Origin of the sequence: Pseudomonas sp. NPDC087614 (assembly GCF_044743485.1) — a bacterium.
GTDB classification, from domain to species: domain Bacteria; phylum Pseudomonadota; class Gammaproteobacteria; order Pseudomonadales; family Pseudomonadaceae; genus Aquipseudomonas; species Aquipseudomonas baetica_A.
Genome location: NZ_JBIUWN010000007.1, coordinates 1 through 21,629, shown reverse-complemented (window position 1 = coordinate 21,629; position 21,629 = coordinate 1). Strand labels below are relative to the sequence as shown.

Here is a 21,629-nt window from a genome sequence, read left to right as displayed (position 1 = left end):
TTTATTGGTCTGCCTGCGCACCCGGCGCGCGGGCATTGAACAGCAACAACACGTTGCCGCTGTAATCCCCGGCCCGATAGCCACCGGCCGGTTCAACCGGGTCGATCACCAGCGCCACGCGCTTGCCCGCGGCCGCTTCTTCCTGAGAAAGGACCTGCTGCGGCGTCACCTGCGCACTCAATTCAACGCCATTGAAGGTGACCCGCAGACCGATCTCCTCACCCGGTCGGCCATTGGACAGGTAGGGAATAGCCTCCAGGCGCGCTTCAATCGCGCTGTTGTCGTGCCGCACATCGAAATTCTTTTGCAGGCTGCCCAGGGTCGAACTCGGATAATCCCATGCGAGCCGTTGCGGGCGGTGGATCCAGTCCGGCTCTGCCGGAATGATGTAAAACGCCCGACTGGGGATGGTCAGGGACACTTCAAAGGTGCGTATTTCCCTAGCCGCCCAGGCCGTGGAGTCGGCCAGAGCCACCGTGGCCATCAGCGCGGCGGCGGTATATTGCTTGATCATGTCGGTTACCCGTTGCGTCAATGAAAAGCAGGCCTAGCGGCTCACAACTTTCAGGGCTTTCCTGTCGGCGCCCTCGATCAGAAAGAAGCGATACTCACGCCCCTTCTCCTTGTCGAAGGCGAAGCTATTGCCCGCCAGCACATGGTGTTTGGTCGTCGCGCCGCAGTCGGTTTCCTTGGTCAGTGAACAGTTTTTGAACTCGTCGACAACCAACACCGTATTGCCGTCGTTGCGCAATTCGTAGCGACTGTCGGTTTCGTTGATGGCAGTGGCGAACCGCGCATCTTTGGGCCGCACGAAAAAAACCGTACCGAATCCGGTCATCACATTGACCCCGGCCTTGAGGGCTTTTTTGTAGTCTTCGCGCTCTTCGCCGGTGACGGTGAACTCGTCTTCCTTTTCCGGCACCACTGGCACAAAACGCACTCGGAAGTACCGCTCGCGATCACGCTCGCCCATATACAGCAAGCGGGTGCCCTGCATGCCCTGGGCCGGCACGATCAACCGCGCGGGGCTTGCCATCAAGCCATTGCGCGAGGCACCGTCGGCGGCGTTCGCCACAGGAATTTCCTGTGGCTTGCCCTCGGCGTCGTAGACGATTTCCAGCACGTTGATCTTGACGAACGCCGTGGCGTCGCCGCTGTTGAACACGCGTTTGAGGTAGGTGCTTTTATCAGCATCGAGATAGTCGTACACAGTGCCGACATTGATCTGCGGGCCCGCCTGCGCCGTCAGGCAAAACAGGCTGAGCACGCCCAGCAAAAAACCACGGTTCATCGTTTTCAGCTCCATGAAAAATGAAAATCGCCTGCCGGAGGTGCTCACACTTCCGAGTCCCAGATGATGGTGATGTTGCCGGTGAAGGTGTCATTCACACCGGGTCGCAAGACAAAGTCGATGGCGTCCTTGGGCATTGCAAAACGCAAAGAACCGGCCTTGCGCTCAAGGTAGATCTGCGGCTGGAAGGGACCGATCCATGTGTTGTAAAGCAACATGACCCGATTGACGTCTCCGCCTCCGGGACCACTGATCCCGGGGGGCAACGTGAGGAACGTTTCAACTTCGGTGGTATTGGTATTCGGGCTGCGCAGGATGCACCGTGAACCACCGTAGGAGTTGCACAGCATCATGACTTTGAACCGGGACGAGGCAGAGATGTAGAACAGTTGATCGCGGAAAATGCTGGATGGCTTGTGCCCGCTGTTGATCCAGCGCGTCCACCCTCCCTCGGGTTCCAGCACCACTTTATCGCCACCCGGTGGCAGATCGACCTTCAGGGTGTGCTGCACGTCCAGCACGAAGTCCAGGGTCAGGCTGGAGTCGTCCGGTTGAAAACCGCCCCCTATATCGAAATCGCCGCCATTGCCCAGGCTGTAGGTCAGTGAGCCGGTGTACAGACCCGATGACATGCCCAACGGATTGGGTGTGCGCAGTTCATAAGCGAAGTCGAGGGTATCGAAGTAGATGGATGGAATGGTCGCCAACGACTTCTTGGTGCAGTATCCCTCGACGGGTGTTTTCCAGAAAAACCGGTAGGTGGCAGGAGTGTAAGCGCCGACACCGCTGTACTGGCAGGGCGGGGACGCATTGACCCAACTGCTGCTTTCCCAGAGCAGTTGATGGCCCAGCAGTACGTCGCTCACGCCGACCAGTTCGTGGGCCGGCTGGCTCAGGACATAGTTGGAGCCGACACCGATGATACGCACTTCGACGATTTCCGTTTCCATCGTCTCGCTATTGGTCACCGTCAATGGGCGCCAGTTGGCAGGCGCCTTTATTCCAATCCCCCAATTCGGTGGGAGGGTGAAAGGGGCATTGAACCGGATCGGTAATCGAATGCTGAACATCGAGTTTTCCGCACATTGATCCGGGTAGTCGGCGCAGTACCCACTGTTGGCGGTCTTGTTGAGGAACACGTTCTTGCGCGGCTGCGACGGGTCAGGCTGGAACAACGCCCGGATCTCCTGACTGGCCGCCTCGACCACCGGCAGGGCCAGCGCCACGCACAACCCCAAGAGGCATGTGGATTTTTTCATAGGGATCAACCCGCTTTCTGTTCGGTGGAGTTCACATCGGCCAGGGTGTCCGGTGTGCAGCGCAAATCGCCGATCATCAGCACATTGTTTTCGCGGCGATGCTGGTTTTCTTCCAGCCGGAACTGGCAGAGCAATTGGTTATCGCGACGCACTTGCAGCGTCGGCGAGCCGGCGTTCATTTCCATCGAGAAAAACCCGTCCACCTCCGTCACCCCGCGACTGGCGTGGTTGATCACATGGTGCCCCTTGAGCGGCCGCCCTTGCCCGTCGACCAGACGGCCGAGCACGGTCAGGGTTTTCATCACGCGGATCTTGCTGTAACCCACCCCCCCCTTGTTCAGGTGATAACGGGTGCGCGCCGGCTCGATGGTGGCTGCCGGGACGTGATTGCCTTCGAAATCGAAACCCACAGAGCTGTTTTGGTAGGCCGTGATCGGAATGAAGTTGCGCCCCGGTTTCAATACCGCGCTGCCGCCGACGTAATCGTCGGCGCGCAAGATGACGTCATCGATGTCCGACTCAACATCGACGATCATCCCCGCCCCGCGCATTTCGCTCTGGCTGGTCATGAGCATCTGCTGGCCGCCGACCACCAGCGTGCTATCGACGTTGAGGCCACCGGTAAAATTACCGCTATAGGACGAACGCTGAATGAAACCGTCGCCGCTGACCGCGTCGGTACGAAAGTTCGCCAGGCTGGACATCCCCACGCCATAGGTGTCGGTCAATGCCGTCACCGACACGCTTTGCAGCACATGGTCTTTCAGGTCCTTGCGCCAACCGATCGAGCCATTGTTGTCGCGGCTGCCGTCACGGGCCGTGCGCGAACCGATGCTGCCGGTAATCTGCTGACCGGGGGCACCGAGCGCCAGATTGACACTCAGATCGACCCCGCGATTGCGCGCATCGCCGCTGCTGTAACTGCCCGGGCGATCAAACAGCGACAAGCGCCAACTGGCGTCGCTGCCAAACAGTTCGGTGCGTTGCGTCCAGCCCATATCCAGTCCGATGCCCTCAACGTTCCCCTCACTGTGGGAGACCCTGGCGTTGAGCGAACTCTTGCTGCTGACCCGATGGTTGACTGCCAGTGACGAGTTGCTGGTCTGGCCGATAAACACGTTGCGTGGGCGAACCCGCGTGCCGTCCGGCAGCGTGTCGTAGGTGTTGGTGGTGTCGAGCCAACTGCGGCTGTGGCTGGCCACCACACTGCCGGCCCCGTAGCTGTATAGACTTTGCAGATCCAGGCCCGTGCCGTAGTCCTCGGTCTTGTAAACGTTGGCGTACACGCTGATGTGATTGGCCAGCGTCCAGTCGATGGACGTGCCGTACTGCAGTTTTTCGCGGATCTGGCGCGCCGACAGCCCGAGAATCACCCGCGGGTGCATCAGGTAGTTGACCGCCGCGCCAGCCGTGGGGCTGCCGCTGGACTGGGTGTCCCAGTTGCTCAGCAGCTTGCTTTCCTCACCGGCAAACACGTTATAGCGCCAGCGCTCATCGAGGTTGCGCCAGTTGTTGGGCTTGTACACCAGCTCCTGAGTGGTGGAGGTGATCTGGCCGTCTTCGATCAGCCGCACTTCCACTTCATAGATGCCGCCGGGCAAGGGCCGGGTGTCGAGTGTTTGCAAACCGGCGGGCACCGATTGCGTGTTGATCAGCAAGCCATCGCGATAGATCTCCACCGACCCCTGGCGGTTGGCGGTGACGTAGATCGGATAGACGCTGGGCATCGGGCTGTTGATCGCCAGACTGTCGGAGCTGCCGTACATCACGCCGACGGCCGTGTCTGGGCTGTTGCCGAACGTACGCGGCTGGCGGGTCAACCCTTCGGAATTGGGGGTGAAATAGCCCAGTCGAAAAAAACTGCCTTGCAATTCGCGCTGTGTGTGGAATTCGTGTAGAGAGTGGTAAAGCTTGTCGTCCGGCCCGCCGAGGCGCGCCAGTTGCAGGTTCAGCGTCTGGCTCCAGTTGCCCAGACTGCTGCTGGCCTCAAGACCGAAACGTCCGCCCAGATCCTGACCCTGACCGCCATTGAGGTTGAGCTGATTGCGCACCATCAAACCGTTACTGCCGTCTTTGGGCTGTTCGTAATAACGCTTGGCTTCAACGTCGCGCTCGGCATTTTCGGTGAGGATCGAGACCAACGAATTTTCCAGGTTGTAATGCACGGCCAGCACCTGATCCGGACAGGAACCGACGCAGTTGCCCAGAGGCACGCCGGGCTTGAGAAAACTCGCCCATTTTTCCCGCTCGGCAGGGCCGAAACGGTTCTCGCTGGTGTCGGTGAATTCAAGCAAGGTAATGCGGTCGTCGCGGGACAACACCACCATGGCTTCGCCCAACGGCTGGCGATCGAGTTCAGCCCGAACAGCCAGAGGCACATCAAAGAAATGCTCTTCGAAATCCGCCGGCAGGCCTTTGGCCTGGGCCAACAGACTTCGCGGCGTCGTGCCGGCGGAATTGGAAGCCACGGCTACGCTGGCACAAAACAACAGCGCAAGCGCAGCCGCGATGGGTGTCATCGGGAACATGAACTCTTACTCTGATTACGAATGATGAAGTCCGACGGGACAACCCCAGTGGCTTGCCCCGTCGGTCAGCGCTGTGGAGAACTCAGCGCCGGTTGCCGGGTCGCTCGATCAAGGCGTACCGACCGGTGGCACGGCATCAAAGGTCATTGCCACAACACCGGTGTAGTCGCCAGGGTTGAAAGCTGTACCGATGGCACTGATTTTGATCGGCGCACGATAGTTCACGTCCGACTCTGCCTCACCGACAACTTCCTGAGGGGTGGTGGTCAGGGTCTTGTTATTGACTTCGACTTTAAGCGCGATCTCATTGGAGCCCGAGATCAGTTTTGGCACGCTGTCTACACTCGCGTGAACCGAACCGTTGTTGTTGCGCACATCGAAGAAACCGTTGACTTCGCCCATCTTGCCGGTAGTTGGCTGATAGCTCATGTCCTGATCCTTGTTGACCAGATCAGGATTGGTCGGCACGACATAGAAGCCGTTGGTCGGCACGTGAGCGACGATGCTGATGGAGTGAGCAGCTTCACCGGCGGCGAACGCTCCCGATGAACCGAGTGCCAGAAGAGCCAAAGGAGCGGCGATTGCGATTTTCTTGAACATCGTTCAGTACCTTGTTTTCTTTATTGAGAAGGAGTGGATTGAAAGTTCAAATCAAACGTCACGGGAGTTGAGCCAGATCAACTTGAACTTTCAATGCGGGGCATCATCGACTGTTCCCTCTGCAAAGTAAGCAAGTAACTTCCTATAAGTTCGTAGTTCAACAACCCCATGCCCCGCCAGAAAAAAGAACAAAAAAACGATATTCAAAACAGTGACTGTAAGTTACGACCTACACACAGATAACGTTAAAAAACCATACAGCAATATCGCCCAGATATAGCGGGGCTCAGTTAGAACTTTAGAATAGTTACTCGATTAAATAGAGTCTTAACTTTAACTTCAAAGTTATTGATCGCCGGGCAAGCATCAACATTCGACCTGTTGCATTCCCGGATGAGAGCCGCTCGTCAGACACACCTGTCACCTTGGGAAAAACGCCTTGCACGATCATTAAGATATATCTTAAGTTGTATCTAAACATGACGAGAGAAGACAGCAATGAGAGACCCTCATTCCCACCACGGCGACGGCCGCGACGGTTTCGAGAAGCGCCCCGGTCGTGAGCGCGGCGGCCGTGGCCCACGGGTGTTCGCCCCCGGCGATCTGAAATTGCTGCTGCTGGCGCTGATCGCCGAACAGCCGTGCCACGGCTACGACCTGATTCGCCAGATAGAGGGCATGTTCGACGGCGCCTACAGCCCGAGCCCCGGTGTGATCTATCCGACCCTGACCTTTCTGGAAGAAAGCGACCTGATTGCGGGAGACGCCGAAGCCGGAAAAAAACGTTACAGCGTGACCGACGCCGGTCGTTTGTCTTTAAGTGAGCAAGCCGTTGCACTCGATGGCGTGCGCATGCGCATCGACGTCAGCAAGCGCTCGTTGCGCGGGCATGACCGCCCGCCGGAAATCCACGAGGCGGTGCACAACTTGCGCCACGCCCTGCAACTGCACCACGGACGCTGGAGCCCGGAAGAAATCCTGCGCGTGCGCGACCTGCTCAACGACACCGCCAAAGCCATCGTCGACGGCCCTGCCGTTCAACTTGCCCCGGAGAAAGCCGAATGACCGCAGTCGATACGCAAACCATTCACCGCGTGATGCACGAAATTAAACGTCGCAAATTGCAAGTGCTACGGGTGGTCAACCTGACCCCGCGCATGCGCCGCATCACCCTGGGCGGGCCGGAACTGGCCGGGTTTATCAGCCTGGGCACGGACGACCACGTCAAACTGTTGTTCCCCCAGACCGCCGAACAAGCAGCGGCGCTGGAAACCCTGGAACTCGGCGCCGGCAAGGACAACGGCCCGATGCCCGAGATGCGCGACTACACCCCGCGCCGCTATGACCCCGACACACTGGAACTGGACATCGACTTCGTCCTGCACGGCGACGGCCCTGCCTCGACCTGGGCCGAACAGGCTGTACCCGGGCAGTACCTGCACATCGGCGGGCCGCGCGGTTCGATGATCGTGCCGGACATCTTCGACAGCTACCTGCTGATCGGCGACGAAACCGCCCTGCCCGCCATCGCCCGCCGCCTAGAAGGCCTGGCAGCCAATCGCAAGGCGCTGGTGGTGATCGAAGTGGAAAACGGCAGTGAGCAACAAGTGCTGGAAAGCCCCGCGCAGGTCAATGTGATCTGGGTACTGCGTGAGGGCGGCAAGGACAACCTGATAACCACCGTCCAGCAATTGCAGGTGCCCAAGGGCAATCTGTATGCGTGGGTAGCGACGCAGACCAAGGTCTCAAGGCAGATCCGCCGGGTGCTGCTTGATGAGCACGGGCTGGACGAGAAGCTGGTGAAAGCCGTCGGCTACTGGCGCGCCGAGGGTTCTGAAGAAGAGTGACATCGCCCTGTGTGGGGCTTGCCCGCGAAGGCGCAGCGTCAGTCAATAAAACAGTGACTGATTCACCGCGATCGCGAGCAGGCTCGCACCTACCGTGCTCGCCAGCGGTCGATGCCGATCACCGCCAACCCAGTCACCACAAACCCCACCAAAATCCCCCCGGCATTGAGGAACACCTGTGGATAACCCAACACCGCGACATCAATGAACGGGTACGCATACGCGCCCAGCAAATGCCCGCGCAGCAAGGCGTAAATGAAATACACCAGCGGGTAAATCAGCCACAACGGCAGATGCCACAAACGCAACGTGCCCTTCGGCACGCAAAACCACCAATAGCCCAGAAACACTAGCGGCATGACGTCGTGGAGCAATTCGTCAGCGATCAATTGCCAACCTTCGGGGTGCCATAAATGCCGCAGCAACAGGCTGTAGGCGAGGCCAACCACGGCGATGCTCACTGCCACTGCGCTGCTCACCCAGGGTTGCAGAAACCAGCGACGCGCGGCGCCGTCACGCGGCGTGACGGCACAGGTCAGCACCGTCGCCACCAGCGTGTTGGTCAGCACCGTGAAATAGCTGAAGAAACTCACCAGCCCACCCAGCAAACCGGCATTGACGCTCAAACGGGCGAAGAAAATCAGATAGAGCTGAAGGCCCAACCCCGCCCAGCCGAGGATGGCAGCGAAAATGATCAGACGTCGCTGCAACGAGGCGTTCATCTCAGAGCGGTCGCTTGGTACGCGCAAGCTTGACGTACAGGCGCTCGACCTTCTCTCGGGCCCACGGTGTTTTACGCAAAAACGTCAGGCTCGACTTGATGCTCGGATCGCTCTTGAAACAACGAATGTCGATGCGTTCGGCCAGCCCCGACCATTCGTAGTGGGCCACCAGCGCCGTGAGGATGTGTTCGAGGGTCACGCCGTGCAGCGGATCGGGGGAGTGTTCGTTCATGCCAGGCCTTTGGACGAAGTGAATATGCAGAAGCCGCGCACCTTAGCCGAGGGGGTGTTCGGGTGGAAGGGCTTGCTTCAAATGTAGGCCAACCCGAGAAGATCGCAGCCTTTGACCTGACTCGCCATGCGCCCGTTTGACGCACTGTTACCGAATCGGAAACGATCCATGTCAACAAAACCCCTTTGTCTTTTTGTTACAGATCATTATCCTGCCGCCCTTCCGCTGAATCGCTTCACTGCCTGCGTCAAATCGTAGCGCTCAGCTCATCCCCCAAAAAAGATCAAGAAAGACCCCTTTATGCCCGATTTTCCGTTTTTCCGAGACAGCGCTATCTCATCCCTGCGCCTGATCGGCGGCTGCACGGCCCTTGGCCTCGCCACCTGCGCCCAAGCGGCTCCCGCGTTCGACAGTGAATCACCTTACATGCTCGGTGACTGGAACGGCACGCGCACAGAACTCTCGGAAAAAGGCTACGACTTCAAGCTCGATTACACCGGTGAAATGGGCAGCAACCTGCACGGCGGCTACGACCACGACCGTACCGCGCGCTACAGCGATCAGTTCGGCTTGGGCACGCACCTGGACCTGCAAAAAATCCTCGGCTGGGACGACACCGAGTTTCAGCTGACCATTACCAAACGCAACGGCAACAACATCAGCAACGACCGCATCAACGATCCACGTGTCGGTGGCTTCACCTCGGCTCAGGAAGTCTGGGGCCGTGGCCAGACCACGCGCCTGACGCAGATGTGGTATCAGCAGAAATTCTTCGATCAGAAACTCGACATCAAGATCGGTCGTTTCGGCGAAGGCGAAGACTTCAACAGCTTCCCGTGCGACTTCCAGAACCTGGCGTTCTGCGGCTCGCAGGTCGGCAACTGGGTCGGCGGCATCTGGTACAACTGGCCGGTCAGCCAGTGGGCCTTGCGCGTCAAATATCACCTGACGCCGGAGCTGTACGCACAGGTCGGCGCCTACGAGCAGAACCCGTCGAACCTCGACCGCGGCAACGGCTTCAAACTCAGCGGCAGCGGCACCCAAGGCGCGATCCTGCCGATTGAACTGGTGTGGACGCCGAAACTCAACGGCCTGCCGGGCGAATACCGCGCCGGTTACTACTACAGCAACGCCAACGCCACCGACGTCTACAAAGACAACCATGGCCAACCGGCGGCCCTCAGCGGCCAAGCCTACCGCAGCGCGTCGAGCAAACACGGCGTGTGGCTGGGTGTTCAACAGCAAATCACCAGCATGGCCAGCGATAACAGCCGCGGCTTGAGCGTGTTCGCCAACGGCACGATGCACGACAAGAAAACCAACGCCATCGACAACTACGTGCAGGCCGGCCTCACCTACAAAGGCCCGTTCGATGCGCGCGCCAAGGATGACATCGGTTTCGCCCTCGCCCGCGTACACGTCAACCCGGCCTTGCGTAAAAACGCCGAAGCAAGCAACCGCGCCAACGCCGTCTACGACTACGACGACCCGTCGTTCCTGCCGCCGCAGGACACCGAATACAGCGCCGAACTGTATTACGGCGTGCATGTAACGAACTGGCTGACCGTACGCCCGAACCTGCAATACATCCGCCACCCGGGTGGCGTGGACAAGGTCGATGACGCCCTGATCGGCGGAATCAAGATCCAGTCCTCGTTCTAACCGACACCGCTGTACCCCTGTGGGAGGGGTTTTGCTCCCACAGAAAAAAATAGTTAGCCAGACAAGTTTTTATCTGAACCATGCCCACGTCCAATCGTCATCTAAAGTGACTACAGCGCGGGACTACATAAACGTCACGGAGATTCACACTATGAGCACCGAAAGTGCTTCGAGTCGAGGCCGTCTGCTACCGAGCCTGCTCGGCATTCTGCTTCTACTGATGGGCCTGGCCATGCTGGCCGGGGGAGTCAAACTGAGCATGCTGGGCGGCTCGCTTTACTACCTGCTGGCCGGTATCGGCATCGCCCTGACCGGCATTCTGATGCTGCTGCGACGTCGCGCAGCGCTGGGCCTGTACGCCATCGTGCTGTTCGCCAGCACTGTTTGGGCCTTGTGGGAAGTCGGTCTGGACTGGTGGCAACTGGTGCCGCGTCTGGCGCTGTGGTTTGTTCTGGGCTTCGTGATGCTGCTGCCGTGGTTGCGTCGTCCATTGCTGCTCGCAGGCCCTGCGCCGATGGGCACCGGCGGTTTGACCGTGGCCGTGGTTCTGGCCGGCGTCACCGCTCTGGCCAGCCTGTTCACCCACCCGGGCGAAACCTTCGGCGAACTGGGCCGCGACACTGCCGACATGACCAGCACCGCGCCAGCCATGCCTGATGGCGACTGGCAGGCCTACGGCCGCAGCGAATTCGGTGATCGTTACTCGCCGTTGAAGCAGATCACCCCGGCCAACGTCGGCAAGCTGCAAGAAGCCTGGCGCATCCAGACCGGCGACCTGCCGACCGCTGATGACCCGGTTGAGCTGACCAACGAAAACACCCCGCTCAAAGCCAACGGCATGATCTATGCCTGCACCGCGCACAGCAAAGTGCTGGCACTGGATCCGGACACCGGCAAGGAACTGTGGCGCTTCGACCCGCAGATCAAAAGCCCGGTCGGCTTCAAAGGCTTCGCCCACATGACTTGCCGTGGCGTGTCGTACTACGACGAAGCGGCTTACGCCAAAACTGAAAACGCAGCCTCGGCGGTGATTTCCGAAGCCGGCAAAGCCGTTGCCCAGGCCTGCCCGCGTCGTCTGTACCTGCCAACCGCTGATGCGCGCCTGATCGCCCTGAACGCCGACACCGGCAAAATCTGCGAAGGCTTCGGTAAAAACGGTGTGGTTGACCTGACCCAAGGCATCGGCCCGTTCACCGCCGGTGGTTACTACTCCACCTCTCCTGCCGCGATTACCCGTGATCTGGTGATCATGGGCGGTCACGTCACCGACAACGAGTCGACCAACGAGCCATCGGGCGTGATCCGCGCCTTCGACGTGCGCGACGGGCACCTGGTGTGGAACTGGGACAGCGACAAGCCAGACGCCACCGAACCTTTGGCACCAGGCGAAACCTACAGCCGCAACTCGGCCAACATGTGGTCGCTGGCCAGTGTCGACGAAAAACTCGGCATGGTTTACCTGCCACTGGGCAACCAGACTCCAGACCAATGGGGCGCTGACCGCACCCCGGGCGCCGAGAAATTCAGCGCCGGTGTCGTTGCTCTGGACCTGGCCACCGGTAAAGTGCGCTGGAACTACCAGTTCACCCACCATGACCTGTGGGACATGGACGTTGGCAGCCAGCCAACCCTGCTCGACATGAAAACCGCCGACGGCGTGAAACCGGCGCTGATCGCTCCGACCAAACAGGGCAGCCTGTACGTCCTCGACCGTCGTGACGGCACGCCGATCATCCCGATCCGCGAAATCCCGGTACCGCAAGGCGCCGTGAAAGGCGACCACACCGCACCGACCCAGGCCCGTTCGGACCTCAACCTGCTGGCCCCGGAACTGACCGAAAAAGCCATGTGGGGCGCCAGCCCGTTCGACCAGATGCTGTGCCGCATCCAGTTCAAGGAACTGCGTTATGAAGGCCAGTACACCCCGCCGTCCGAACAGGGCAGCCTGATCTACCCGGGTAACGTCGGTGTGTTCAACTGGGGCGGCGTGTCGGTCGATCCGGTTCGCCAGATGCTCTTCACCAGCCCGAACTACATGGCCTTCGTTTCGAAAATGGTGCCACGCGCGCAAGTCGCCGCCGGCAGCAAACGCGAGAGCGAAACCGCCGGCGTGCAACCGAACACCGGCGCGCCTTACGCGGTGATCATGCACCCGTTCATGTCGCCCCTCGGCGTACCGTGCCAGGCTCCGGCCTGGGGCTACGTCGCCGGTATCGACCTGACCACCGGCAAAGTCGTGTGGAAACGCAAGAACGGCACCAGCCGCGACAGCTCGCCCATCCCGATCGGCTTCACCCTCGGCGTGCCCAGCATGGGCGGCTCGATCGTGACGGCCGGCGGCGTCGGCTTCCTCAGCGGCACCCTCGACCAGTACCTGCGCGCCTACGACGTCAACTCCGGTAAAGAGTTGTGGAAAGCGCGTCTGCCAGCAGGTGGTCAAGCGACTCCGATGACCTACACCGGCAAGGACGGCAAACAATACGTCCTGCTGGTTGTCGGCGGCCACGGCTCGCTGGGCACCAAGATGGGTGACTATGTGATTGCGTACAAACTGCCGGAATAAGTTTTATCGGCGGTAAAACAAAGGCGATGTCTCGTGAGGGACATCGCCTTTTTTGTGCACGCCATTTAACCCCCTAGCGGGAGCGAGCCTGCTCGCGAAGGCGTCAGCCCATCTAGCTTATGGCGCCTGACACAGCGCTTTCGCGAGCAGGTATGCCCAAGCGTCATCATCTGCCCCTATATAACCGCTCTCAATAAAAACCATCGCAAAACGGTATAAAAAACTGTCAGATATGACAGTTCACCGTTTTTATCCTTTTTCTCAGACTTCCTTCTCCAACTGAATCATTCAAAGGAAGCCTCCATGACAAATCCAAAGGCATCGCCAGCAGTCTTCGCAAATGGCTCTCTCACGATTGAAGTAAAAGGCACCATCGGCGGTACGCCGGTCAATCTGGCCAGTTACACGACAACAGCCACATCTGTGTCTTTCAATCCGTTGAGCGGATACGATTTTTCTTTCCAGGAAAACTGGACTTTGTCGAGCAAAAGAACCGTCTCGATCTCACTTCGCAAGCTGCTGACCCCCACTATCTCTGGCTACTCTGAAAGCGTTGTCACCGCACGGGGTATCCAGACTTATCAATATGACCTGACAACCACTTCAGCCATTGTTGTAACCCAACTCAATCCAAACCTGTACCGATACTCGCTCGATGGATTCAAACTTTCCGCAAAGGCACTCCACGGTGAAGAAACGCGTGAACTCACTGGTAGCGGGTTCTTTCTGCTGCAGGAACTGACGTGGCCTGTCTGAAACACTGATCAGATCTGCAATCGAGTTGATCCTGCATTTGCTGCCCGGCCAAATGGACAATGAGCTGGCTCATCTCACTCACTTGAAGGACAAAAACATGTCAATTAACGACTTGCAATTGAACAATGCCATGAAATCCGGAACTGGCAAGCTGACTGCTACGATTCACAACAACTACATCATCAGCAGTTTTAAAGGGCAACCCACTGTATTTGTCACTGATGGAAAAAAGGTTGCGTTATATGCGAAACACCTGGACTCCCCTACCGTTTCCTTTTGCATACAGCTCGACTTTGCAGCGGACATCAAACAGGGGCGGCATGAATTTCATCCAGACAATCTTCCTGTTCCGCCCTCCTTCTCATATACAGTAGGTAGCCACACCAAAGGCTATAGCAGTGATAAACGCGCTGGGCATCTTGAAATATCAGAATTCGATATAAACAAAGGAACCTTCAAGGCCTCGTTCAACTTCACTTTTACGAATTTCGATACCCATCGCCGACATCAAGTGGTCGGTAATATCGACGTCTCTGACCTGGAACAAATTGAAGGGTAACGGATCGCGTTCGTCAGCAAGCCCTCGTGGTTTGATTTAAACGCATCCAGGCAGAAAACCAGATCAGCGAGCAGGCTAGCTCCAACAGTTTGGATGCGTGCTACCTGCCAGAGCTTGGTCAGCTATCAGGCCGCCATCGCCGGCAAGCCAGCTCCCACAAAAAACAAGTACACCCCAAACGCGGCGCATGCCGCCCCACTCAACACAATGAGCGTTAGCTCGAGCAAGGCTCTTGATCTCAAGGCCCGTCGCAACGAAGGAACCCGAGCCACAGCGAGGGCCGTACGTCAGGGTAAAGCCTTTTGGGTTACCTTTTCGGCGTTTTGAAAAGGTGACTCGCTGTAGGAGCGAAACCGCCAGTGGCAACACCCGCAGAAACGGATATCCCCCCAATAACTTGGTCGGCCCAAAGGCCGCCAAGTCAAAAATGCCAACCCTGTCAAAACCCTGAACACACAAGCAGAAACACCAGCCCCCATTGAAACCACCCAAGCCCTGCCCCATCTAAGACCCATACCCCATTGCGCAGGTGCCCCATGAGCGACCAGCAAGAATTCCCGGACATCCCAGAAGACTTCACCGAAACCGACCACATCGAGCACCACGCCGCCGGCAAAGGCCTGGCCCTGCCCGGCCAGAACCTGCCGGACAAGGTCTACATCATCCCGATCCACAACCGCCCATTCTTCCCGGCCCAAGTGCTGCCGGTCATCGTCAACGAAGAGCCCTGGGCCGAAACCCTCGAACTGGTCAGCAAATCCGAACATCACTCCCTGGCCCTGTTCTTCATGGACTCCCCCCAGGAAGACCCGCGCCACTTCAACACCCAGGCCCTCCCCGAGTACGGCACGCTGGTCAAGGTGCACCACGCCAGCCGTGAGAACGGCAAACTCCAGTTCGTCGCCCAAGGCCTGAGCCGTGTGCGCATCAAAACCTGGCTCAAACACCACCGCCCGCCGTACCTGGTCGAAGTCGAATACCCGCATCAGCCCACCGAGCCGACCGACGAGGTCAAGGCCTACGGCATGGCGCTGATCAACGCGATCAAGGAACTGCTGCCGCTCAACCCGCTGTACAGCGAAGAGCTGAAAAACTACCTCAACCGCTTCAGCCCCAACGATCCGTCGCCACTGACCGACTTCGCCGCCGCCCTGACCTCGGCCACCGGCCCCGAACTGCAAGAAGTGCTCGACTGCGTGCCCATGCTCAAGCGCATGGAAAAAGTCCTGCCGATGCTGCGCAAGGAAGTCGAAGTCGCGCGCCTGCAAAAAGAAATCTCGGCGGAAGTTAACCGCAAGATCGGCGAACATCAGCGCGAGTTCTTCCTCAAGGAACAACTCAAGGTCATCCAGCAGGAACTGGGCCTGACCAAGGACGACCGCAGCGCCGACCTCGAACAGTTCGAGCAACGCCTGGAAGGCAAAGTCCTGCCGGCGCTGGTGCAGAAACGCCTCGAAGAAGAAATGCACAAACTGTCGATCCTCGAAACCGGCTCGCCTGAGTACGCGGTCACCCGCAACTACCTCGACTGGGCGACCTCGGTGCCTTGGGGTGTGTACGGCGAGGACAAACTCGACCTCAAGCACGCGCGCAAAGTGCTCGACAAACACCATGCCGGCCTCGACGACATCAAGGATCGCATCCTCGAGTTCCTCGCTGTCGGTGCTTATAAAGGCGAGATCAGCGGCTCCATCGTGCTGCTGGTCGGCCCACCGGGCGTGGGTAAAACCAGCGTCGGCAAATCCATCGCCGAATCCCTCGGCCGACCGTTCTACCGCTTCAGCCTCGGCGGCATGCGCGACGAAGCCGAGATCAAGGGCCACCGCCGCACCTACATTGGCGCGCAGCCGGGCAAACTGGTGCAGGCGCTCAAAGACGTCGAAGTGATGAACCCGGTGATCATGCTCGACGAGATCGACAAGATGGGCCAGAGCTACCAGGGCGACCCGGCCTCGGCGCTGCTGGAAACCCTCGACCCGGAACAGAACGTCGAATTCCTCGACCACTACCTCGACCTGCGCATGGACCTGTCGAAAGTGCTGTTCGTCTGCACTGCCAACACCCTCGACTCGATTCCCGGCCCGCTGCTCGACCGGATGGAAGTGATTCGCCTGTCGGGCTACATCACCGAAGAAAAAGTCGCCATCGCCAAGCGTCACCTGTGGCCGAAACTGCTGGAGAAGGCTGGCGTGTCCAAGGGCAGCCTGAGCATCAGCGACAGCGCGCTCAAGGCCTTGATCGACGGTTACGCTCGTGAAGCCGGGGTGCGTCAGTTGGAAAAACAACTGGGCAAACTGGTGCGCAAAGCGGTGATGAAACTGATCGACGACCCCAAAGCGGTAATCAAGCTCGGGCCCAAAGACCTGGAAGCCTCGCTCGGTCATCCGGTGTTCCGTAATGAGCAGGTGCTGTCGGGCACCGGTGTCATCACCGGCCTGGCGTGGACCAGCATGGGCGGCGCCACATTGCCGATCGAAGCCACGCGAATTCACACGCTCAATCGCGGCTTCAAACTCACCGGGCAACTGGGCGATGTGATGAAGGAGTCGGCGCAAATCGCCTACAGCTACGTCAGTTCGCACCTGAAGTCGTTTGGCGGCGATCCGAAATTCTTCGACGAAGCCTTCGTTCACCTGCACGTACCGGAAGGCGCAACACCGAAGGACGGCCCGAGCGCCGGCGTGACCATGGCCAGCGCCCTGCTCTCGCTCGCACGCAATCAAGCGCCGAAAAAAGGCGTGGCGATGACCGGTGAACTGACCCTGACCGGGCACGTCCTGCCGATTGGCGGAGTACGCGAGAAGGTAATTGCGGCAAGAAGACAGAAGATTTTCGAACTGATCTTGCCGGAGCCGAACCGTGGCAACTTCGAGGAACTGCCGGACTACTTGAAGGAAGGCATCACCGTGCACTTCGCCAAGCGGTTTGCGGATGTGGCGAAGGTATTGTTCTAACATCCACCTTCCTCTGCTCCAGGGCTTAATCGGAATTAGCCCGCGTTCCCAGTATCAACAACTTTACTGTCGGAACGCGGGCTTATTATTCTCGCCTTTATAACCAGGTAGAAGCAGCCGAAAAAAAACCAAGTCAAAATAGTATAAAAAACTGTCAAATGTAACAGGTCCCAGATTTCACCCGCTCGTCCACACTGCTTGCTCCGTCAACAGGCAGAGGCAATATTCATGGCAAATCGTACTGAAAAAAAAGCGGTTTTCATTGATGGCGAGTTCACTATTATCACCAAGGACGTGACCGAAGGAGCATCGGACAACCTCACAAGCTTCACCACTCAGGCGCTCGACTACCACTCCGATTTATTCCGGCCAGGGTTTCACCTGATTTGTTTTAAAGATAAAGGCCTCAGTTCCGAGAGGAGGGTGGTATTCACTTTTGGGAAAGCCAATGGTGATTTGACGATCTCTGATTATTCCGAAACAGTAGACGTTGGCACTTTCCAACAGGAATTACGTCCTCATCAATTCGAAATCATCGATAGCAAACTGACTGTAGAAAAAACGCAAATCTCACCAAACAAACACAAGTTCGTGGTCACGGCTTTCAAATTCACTGCAAAAGCTGACTTGGGCGATGAAGCTCGCGTGGTGAGTGGAAAGGGCTCGTTTCTGGTCAATGAAATGACTCTCCCCATTTAATTCGATCTTTCGGGTGTTCGAACCGCGGCAACATGCCGGCCCCTCTGAAGGAAGGCATTACCTTGGACTTAGCCAGTGGTTTGCGGGTATGGCGGACATCTTGTGCTAAAAGAAGCCAACATTAGCATTGTCGACGCACGCGTTTGGCAATGCTAATGGTTATGCCAGAATCAGAGGAAACCTATCTTAAATTAGAATAAAAACCTGTCAGCTTTTACAGTATCCAGCGCGATGAATTAAGGCAAAACTTCCTGTTCCATCAAACGGCGCAAGGAAATCTCATGGACACTACGGACTCGACATTGGCATCAGGTACATTAGAAGCCGTTTTCAGCAACTCAACGGAAAAGTTCGTCGCTACAAACGTCTACGTTTTACCAAGGAGTGGAATGAGGCTCAGAGGAACGCATTCCACCGAAAACTTTAATACGACTTCGATCGACATACACTTCCGCGACCGCATACCCGGCAATGATTCTTCAGATCTCTTGCCCCCCGGCAAGTATGAATACCCACATGAACATATAACTGTCGAATATTATGGCTTGGTAAATGGCATCGCATTCCATGCCACTCCCGTCGAGGGCAGTGTCACTGTAGTGACACAAGGTAACTTTCATTACAGTGGAAATTTTGCAATAAATTTCACTATGAACAACGAATCCTTTGAAGTTCAATGCTATTACAATCTGGAGGGGTAATAAAAAATAGGCATTTTGCCCCGCCCCCTCAACCAGCCTGCTGCAAAACGCGGCAGGCGATCGCGTTTAGCAACTCATTAGCCCTTCAGTTATGCTCGCCGTTCGTCGCCAACGCCGGAGCCGCCGATCTTATGTCCCCCACTCGCCTGTTTGTCCCCCTCGCCCTTTCCTTGCTGGCCGCTTGCGCCACGCAGCCGAAACATAACGTGACCGTGGAAAAACAAAGCGAATGCCCCGTGCGGCTCACCATCGGGCAAAACCTTATCGTGATGCTGCCAAGCAACCCGACCACCGGTTATCGCTGGGCCATTCAGGATTCGGCCGGTGGCGTGTTACGCGCGCTCAGCCCCGAGGTTTACAGCAACCCCGAAGATGCCGGCGTCGTCGGTGCAGCCGGGCTTTCCACTTGGCGCTTCCAGGCGTTCGCTGCCGGCACCGGGCGCCTGCGCCTGACGTCGCAACAGCCTTGGGCACCAGAAGTGTTGCCGGTGGAAACCTTTGACTGTGCGATATCGGTGAACTGATCGTGGGCTGGCTGATTCTGGCGCTGATGGGCGCGGTGACCTTCCTCTATGGCCTTAGCACCCATGCGGCGCTGCTCTGCCTGTTGGTCAAACCGTTACCGGTGCTGGCGCTGCTCGGCTGGCTGCACGACGCGCCACCCAGCGACTATCGGCGCTGGATCAGCCTCGGTCTGATTTTCTCTCTGCTCGGTGATGTGTTGCTGGCCTGGCCGGGTGATTTGTTTGTGTTCGGCCTCGGTGCATTTCTGGTCGCGCACCTGGCTTATCTCAAGGCTTACCTCAGCGACTGCAAACGTCTGGCGCTGTTGCCGTTGGTGCTCGCTGTCGCCGTCGGCGCGGTGCTGCTGGGGATTCTGATTTCCAGTGGGCTGGGGCCTTTGCTGGTGCCGGTGATTGTTTACGGCACCGCGATCAGCGCCATGCTCTGGCGCGCCCTCGCCCGCCTCGGCACCGATGTGCCCAAGCGCTCGGCATTGTTGGCCGCCGCCGGTGCCTTGGCGTTCGTGTTCTCCGACAGCGTGATCGGCATAGATCGCTTCGTGTCGCCATTTCACCCAGCCCCCTACGTGATCATCCTCAGCTACTGGTTGGGACAATGGTGTATTGCCGCCTCGGCGTTTAATACGAAGGACGGTTAAAGTAAAAATTTATATCTATAAACTCCGCAAATAATTCCAAACCGTTATAAACAACTGTCAGATCTGACAGTTGTTCGGATTTTCTCCTTTCCCCTAGTATTCAGTGGTCATCTCCGACCACCCGTTGAATACAAGGAAGCATCTCATGAGTTTTTCCAAACGCGCCACGGCTGCCAACGCTGAGGATACCGTCATCACAGTCAGCGCTGTAACAGTTGCCACGATCACTGACCGAGTCGAATTCAACAGCCAATTTGCTGAGTTCCACGCCAATCCTGCGAGTAGTCAGATTTCGCTGGTGACTCATGCAAACGCCGGGGGTCCCACCTATCAAAGTGCAAAAAGCATTGGGCTCACGTTCGATAGGAACATTGAGCCTGGCACCTACTCTGTTACTGATCCTGAGTTTCCTTTCCAGAAGGCCTATTACGGTGAAGCGGGGGTCATCTCTGGCGCGACTACCTCTTTCAACTACTATGCAAAAAGCGGAACTTTCACTGTAGAGGTCATGCAGGCTACTCCCGAGAAACTACATTACCGATTTAAGTTTAATTTCATGGGTGTCAATGCACGTAATCAGGAACTGAGAATCGCGGGCGACTCCACTTACATCGTATTACTGCGACCTGTGTAATCAGCTTTAAATAATGAATGACCAAACCATACGCTTCGGCCCCGGTCATTCAGCCTTCCTCAAGGCGCTTTCCCACGGTTTATCAGACAACCCAAGCATCCCCCGCGCCACTTTGGCTAAAATGCCGGCCTTTTCCACCGACACCGCCGGAAACCGCCGTGAGCAAAGACCCCGATCGCATTTTCGCCCAGCCTTTGGCCCAGGTGCCTGACCTCGCCTTCAACGGATCGGCATTGATCGTTTCGTATCGCCCTTCCACGGGGCGCCGTACGTGATCATCATCAGTTATTGGTTGGGACAATGGGGTATTGCAGCCTCAGCGTTTGGCAAAACACGTCGACTATTCGGAACACCTTAACTAAAAAGTGCAATTTCTATCTCGAAACATTATAAAAACCTGTCAGATCTGACAGTGGTTTGTTTATTTGACCCATCCTAGCATTCCATGGCGTCCCCAACTCACCGTTTAATACAAGGATGGATCCCATGAGCTTCTTCAAAAGCAAAAACTCAAATTCTGCCAACACTGCAGAACCCATCATCACAGTCAGTGCTGAAACATATGCAACGGTCTCAGACCGCGTAAAATTTGAGAGCCAAATTGTTCAATTTGAAGCCGACACCGCGAGCGACCTGATCGCTTTGGTGACTCGCGCAAATACTCAGGATTATTCACATCGCACTAAAAAGGGTCTGGTGCTTATATTCGATAAGGCGATTAAATCCGGCACTTATCCAGTTGGCGATCCAGGCTTTCCTTTCGAGCATTCCTATTATTTTGAAACCGGAACTATTCCTGGTTTCATTACCTCATACTCATATGTAGCGAAAAGCGGCACCTTCACGGTAGAAGCAATCGAAGCGACCTCAGAAAAACTGCATTACCAGATTGGCTTTGATTTCAAGGGTGTCAACAACCGTAATCAAGAGTTAAAAATTTCCGGCAAGTCCACTTACATCGTCTTACTGCAACCTCAGTAATCCGCATTAAGGATGGTCTGAAGTAGCCCTGTATTTCCGGCCAACTTCAACCTCATCCAATTTTGAAAGCGGTAGACCGATCAAAAACGATCAGATTGCCCGCTCATTTCGGTGCTTCTGGCCGCCGCGAGCACCTCGCGGCGGCCATTCCCCTCATTACAGACGCACCTCTCCCGCATTCGTCAGTAAATGTCTGCGCGCCATCCACAGGTTCGACAGAGCAAACAGGGTCACCAACTGCGCAGTGTTCTTGGCCAGGCCACGAAAGCGCGTCTTCACATAACCGAACTGACGCTTGATCACCCGGAACGGGTGCTCAACCTTGGCGCGAACCTGCGCCTTGGCCTTCTCGATCTTGCGCTTGGCTTTGTACAACGCGCTGCACTTGCTCAACTTTTTGTACGTACTGCGGCGGGCAGCGATCTGCCAGATCACCTCACGGCCTTCATGTTCTGGGCGCTTCTCTACGCCGGTGTAAC

21 protein-coding genes and 2 pseudogenes are annotated in these 21,629 nt (G+C 57.3%); 15 read left to right on the top strand and 8 right to left on the bottom strand.

All coding sequences use genetic code 11. The annotated features are described in order from the left end of the window. Position 1: 1 nt before the first annotated feature. From ACIOWA_RS04390 to ACIOWA_RS04370, 5 genes are all read right to left on the bottom strand, one after another. Entirely contained in the window at positions 2–514 is a 513-nt protein-coding gene (locus ACIOWA_RS04390; protein WP_339432866.1) for a CS1 type fimbrial major subunit, read from the bottom strand. Between the two features lie 33 nt (positions 515–547). Continuing rightward, the gene (locus tag ACIOWA_RS04385) at positions 548–1,291 is read right to left on the bottom strand and encodes a molecular chaperone (protein ID WP_401158426.1); all 744 of its coding nucleotides are present in this window, start codon (positions 1,289–1,291) and stop codon (positions 548–550) included. Between the two features lie 44 nt (positions 1,292–1,335). Further along, entirely contained in the window at positions 1,336–2,550 is a 1,215-nt protein-coding gene (locus tag ACIOWA_RS04380; RefSeq protein WP_401158424.1) for a hypothetical protein, read from the bottom strand. 5 nt (positions 2,551–2,555) lie between these two features. Continuing rightward, entirely contained in the window at positions 2,556–5,078 is a 2,523-nt protein-coding gene (locus ACIOWA_RS04375; protein ID WP_401158422.1) for a TcfC E-set like domain-containing protein, read from the bottom strand. 108 nt (positions 5,079–5,186) lie between these two features. Continuing rightward, complete coding sequence (locus tag ACIOWA_RS04370; protein WP_339432862.1) at positions 5,187–5,678, bottom strand: CS1 type fimbrial major subunit; 492 nt, start codon at positions 5,676–5,678, stop codon at positions 5,187–5,189. A gap of 498 nt (positions 5,679–6,176) precedes the next feature. On the opposite strand from ACIOWA_RS04370, the gene ACIOWA_RS04365 reads away from it, so the two are divergent. Both ACIOWA_RS04365 and ACIOWA_RS04360 read left to right on the top strand, forming a co-directional pair. Continuing rightward, complete coding sequence (locus tag ACIOWA_RS04365) at positions 6,177–6,743, top strand: PadR family transcriptional regulator (RefSeq protein WP_221732146.1); 567 nt, start codon at positions 6,177–6,179, stop codon at positions 6,741–6,743. Next, positions 6,740–7,525 (top strand): siderophore-interacting protein, encoded by a 786-nt coding sequence (locus tag ACIOWA_RS04360; RefSeq protein WP_401158420.1) that lies wholly within the window; start codon positions 6,740–6,742, stop codon positions 7,523–7,525. The genes ACIOWA_RS04365 and ACIOWA_RS04360 overlap by 4 nt, the downstream gene beginning before the upstream one ends. Positions 7,526–7,614: 89 nt before the next feature. Here the strand turns inward: ACIOWA_RS04360 and ACIOWA_RS04355 are convergent, their stop codons facing one another. Next, a complete protein-coding gene (locus ACIOWA_RS04355) occupies positions 7,615–8,247 on the bottom strand; it encodes a Pr6Pr family membrane protein (protein ID WP_401158418.1) in 633 nt (210 codons plus the stop codon). 1 nt (position 8,248) lies between these two features. Beyond that, positions 8,249–8,479: a VF530 family DNA-binding protein gene (locus tag ACIOWA_RS04350; RefSeq protein WP_221732149.1), complete on the bottom strand. Its 231-nt coding sequence runs from the start codon at positions 8,477–8,479 to the stop codon at positions 8,249–8,251. A 300-nt stretch (positions 8,480–8,779) separates the two neighbouring features. Between ACIOWA_RS04350 and ACIOWA_RS04345 the strand changes: the two genes are divergently transcribed. The 13 genes and pseudogenes from ACIOWA_RS04345 (at position 8,780) to ACIOWA_RS04285 (ending at position 21,150) form a co-directional block, all read left to right on the top strand. Beyond that, complete coding sequence (locus tag ACIOWA_RS04345) at positions 8,780–10,141, top strand: carbohydrate porin (RefSeq protein ID WP_401158416.1); 1,362 nt, start codon at positions 8,780–8,782, stop codon at positions 10,139–10,141. A 151-nt stretch (positions 10,142–10,292) separates the two neighbouring features. Beyond that, positions 10,293–12,704, top strand: a complete 2,412-nt coding sequence (locus tag ACIOWA_RS04340; protein ID WP_339495828.1) for a glucose/quinate/shikimate family membrane-bound PQQ-dependent dehydrogenase — start codon at positions 10,293–10,295, stop codon at positions 12,702–12,704. 303 nt (positions 12,705–13,007) lie between these two features. Beyond that, positions 13,008–13,460, top strand: coding sequence for a hypothetical protein (locus tag ACIOWA_RS04335; protein ID WP_401158414.1), 453 nt, complete (start codon positions 13,008–13,010; stop codon positions 13,458–13,460). A gap of 97 nt (positions 13,461–13,557) precedes the next feature. After that, a complete protein-coding gene (locus ACIOWA_RS04330; protein ID WP_401158412.1) occupies positions 13,558–14,019 on the top strand; it encodes a hypothetical protein in 462 nt (153 codons plus the stop codon). Positions 14,020–14,555: 536 nt separating this feature from the next. Further along, complete coding sequence (gene lon, locus ACIOWA_RS04325) at positions 14,556–16,973, top strand: endopeptidase La (protein ID WP_401158410.1); 2,418 nt, start codon at positions 14,556–14,558, stop codon at positions 16,971–16,973. A gap of 228 nt (positions 16,974–17,201) precedes the next feature. Next, positions 17,202–17,672, top strand: coding sequence for a hypothetical protein (locus tag ACIOWA_RS04320; protein ID WP_401158408.1), 471 nt, complete (start codon positions 17,202–17,204; stop codon positions 17,670–17,672). Between the two features lie 281 nt (positions 17,673–17,953). Further along, entirely contained in the window at positions 17,954–18,373 is a 420-nt protein-coding gene (locus ACIOWA_RS04315; RefSeq protein WP_401158406.1) for a hypothetical protein, read from the top strand. Between the two features lie 131 nt (positions 18,374–18,504). Then, on the top strand, positions 18,505–18,897 hold the full coding sequence (locus ACIOWA_RS04310) for a protease inhibitor I42 family protein (protein WP_339432854.1): 393 nt from the start codon (positions 18,505–18,507) through the stop codon (positions 18,895–18,897). A 2-nt stretch (positions 18,898–18,899) separates the two neighbouring features. Then, positions 18,900–19,535 (top strand): lysoplasmalogenase, encoded by a 636-nt coding sequence (locus ACIOWA_RS04305; RefSeq protein WP_339432853.1) that lies wholly within the window; start codon positions 18,900–18,902, stop codon positions 19,533–19,535. Positions 19,536–19,680: 145 nt separating this feature from the next. Continuing rightward, complete coding sequence (locus tag ACIOWA_RS04300; RefSeq protein WP_401158403.1) at positions 19,681–20,169, top strand: hypothetical protein; 489 nt, start codon at positions 19,681–19,683, stop codon at positions 20,167–20,169. Positions 20,170–20,290: 121 nt separating this feature from the next. Then, positions 20,291–20,393 (top strand): annotated as a pseudogene (locus ACIOWA_RS04295) (carboxy-S-adenosyl-L-methionine synthase CmoA); the annotation flags it as partial. Positions 20,394–20,395: 2 nt separating this feature from the next. Beyond that, positions 20,396–20,527 (top strand): annotated as a pseudogene (locus ACIOWA_RS04290) (lysoplasmalogenase); the annotation flags it as partial. Between the two features lie 128 nt (positions 20,528–20,655). Beyond that, positions 20,656–21,150, top strand: coding sequence for a hypothetical protein (locus tag ACIOWA_RS04285; protein WP_401158401.1), 495 nt, complete (start codon positions 20,656–20,658; stop codon positions 21,148–21,150). Between the two features lie 156 nt (positions 21,151–21,306). Here ACIOWA_RS04285 and ACIOWA_RS04280 read toward each other — a convergent pair. Next, a partial coding sequence (locus ACIOWA_RS04280; protein WP_401158398.1) for a transposase occupies positions 21,307–21,629 on the bottom strand: 323 nt, incomplete at its 5' end.

Bases quoted from the DNA above. Each gene is read 5' to 3' on its own strand.
- ACIOWA_RS04390 (WP_339432866.1), bottom strand. From the start codon at position 514: ATGATCAAGCAATATACCGCCGCCGCGCTGATGGCCACGGTGGCTCTG.
- ACIOWA_RS04385 (WP_401158426.1), bottom strand. From the start codon at position 1,291: ATGAACCGTGGTTTTTTGCTGGGCGTGCTCAGCCTGTTTTGCCTGACG.
- ACIOWA_RS04380 (WP_401158424.1), bottom strand. From the start codon at position 2,550: ATGAAAAAATCCACATGCCTCTTGGGGTTGTGCGTGGCGCTGGCCCTG.
- ACIOWA_RS04375 (WP_401158422.1), bottom strand. From the start codon at position 5,078: ATGTTCCCGATGACACCCATCGCGGCTGCGCTTGCGCTGTTGTTTTGT.
- ACIOWA_RS04370 (WP_339432862.1), bottom strand. From the start codon at position 5,678: ATGTTCAAGAAAATCGCAATCGCCGCTCCTTTGGCTCTTCTGGCACTC.
- ACIOWA_RS04365 (WP_221732146.1), top strand. From the start codon at position 6,177: ATGAGAGACCCTCATTCCCACCACGGCGACGGCCGCGACGGTTTCGAG.
- ACIOWA_RS04360 (WP_401158420.1), top strand. From the start codon at position 6,740: ATGACCGCAGTCGATACGCAAACCATTCACCGCGTGATGCACGAAATT.
- ACIOWA_RS04355 (WP_401158418.1), bottom strand. From the start codon at position 8,247: ATGAACGCCTCGTTGCAGCGACGTCTGATCATTTTCGCTGCCATCCTC.
- ACIOWA_RS04350 (WP_221732149.1), bottom strand. From the start codon at position 8,479: ATGAACGAACACTCCCCCGATCCGCTGCACGGCGTGACCCTCGAACAC.
- ACIOWA_RS04345 (WP_401158416.1), top strand. From the start codon at position 8,780: ATGCCCGATTTTCCGTTTTTCCGAGACAGCGCTATCTCATCCCTGCGC.
- ACIOWA_RS04340 (WP_339495828.1), top strand. From the start codon at position 10,293: ATGAGCACCGAAAGTGCTTCGAGTCGAGGCCGTCTGCTACCGAGCCTG.
- ACIOWA_RS04335 (WP_401158414.1), top strand. From the start codon at position 13,008: ATGACAAATCCAAAGGCATCGCCAGCAGTCTTCGCAAATGGCTCTCTC.
- ACIOWA_RS04330 (WP_401158412.1), top strand. From the start codon at position 13,558: ATGTCAATTAACGACTTGCAATTGAACAATGCCATGAAATCCGGAACT.
- lon (WP_401158410.1), top strand. From the start codon at position 14,556: ATGAGCGACCAGCAAGAATTCCCGGACATCCCAGAAGACTTCACCGAA.
- ACIOWA_RS04320 (WP_401158408.1), top strand. From the start codon at position 17,202: ATGGCAAATCGTACTGAAAAAAAAGCGGTTTTCATTGATGGCGAGTTC.
- ACIOWA_RS04315 (WP_401158406.1), top strand. From the start codon at position 17,954: ATGGACACTACGGACTCGACATTGGCATCAGGTACATTAGAAGCCGTT.
- ACIOWA_RS04310 (WP_339432854.1), top strand. From the start codon at position 18,505: ATGTCCCCCACTCGCCTGTTTGTCCCCCTCGCCCTTTCCTTGCTGGCC.
- ACIOWA_RS04300 (WP_401158403.1), top strand. From the start codon at position 19,681: ATGAGTTTTTCCAAACGCGCCACGGCTGCCAACGCTGAGGATACCGTC.
- ACIOWA_RS04285 (WP_401158401.1), top strand. From the start codon at position 20,656: ATGAGCTTCTTCAAAAGCAAAAACTCAAATTCTGCCAACACTGCAGAA.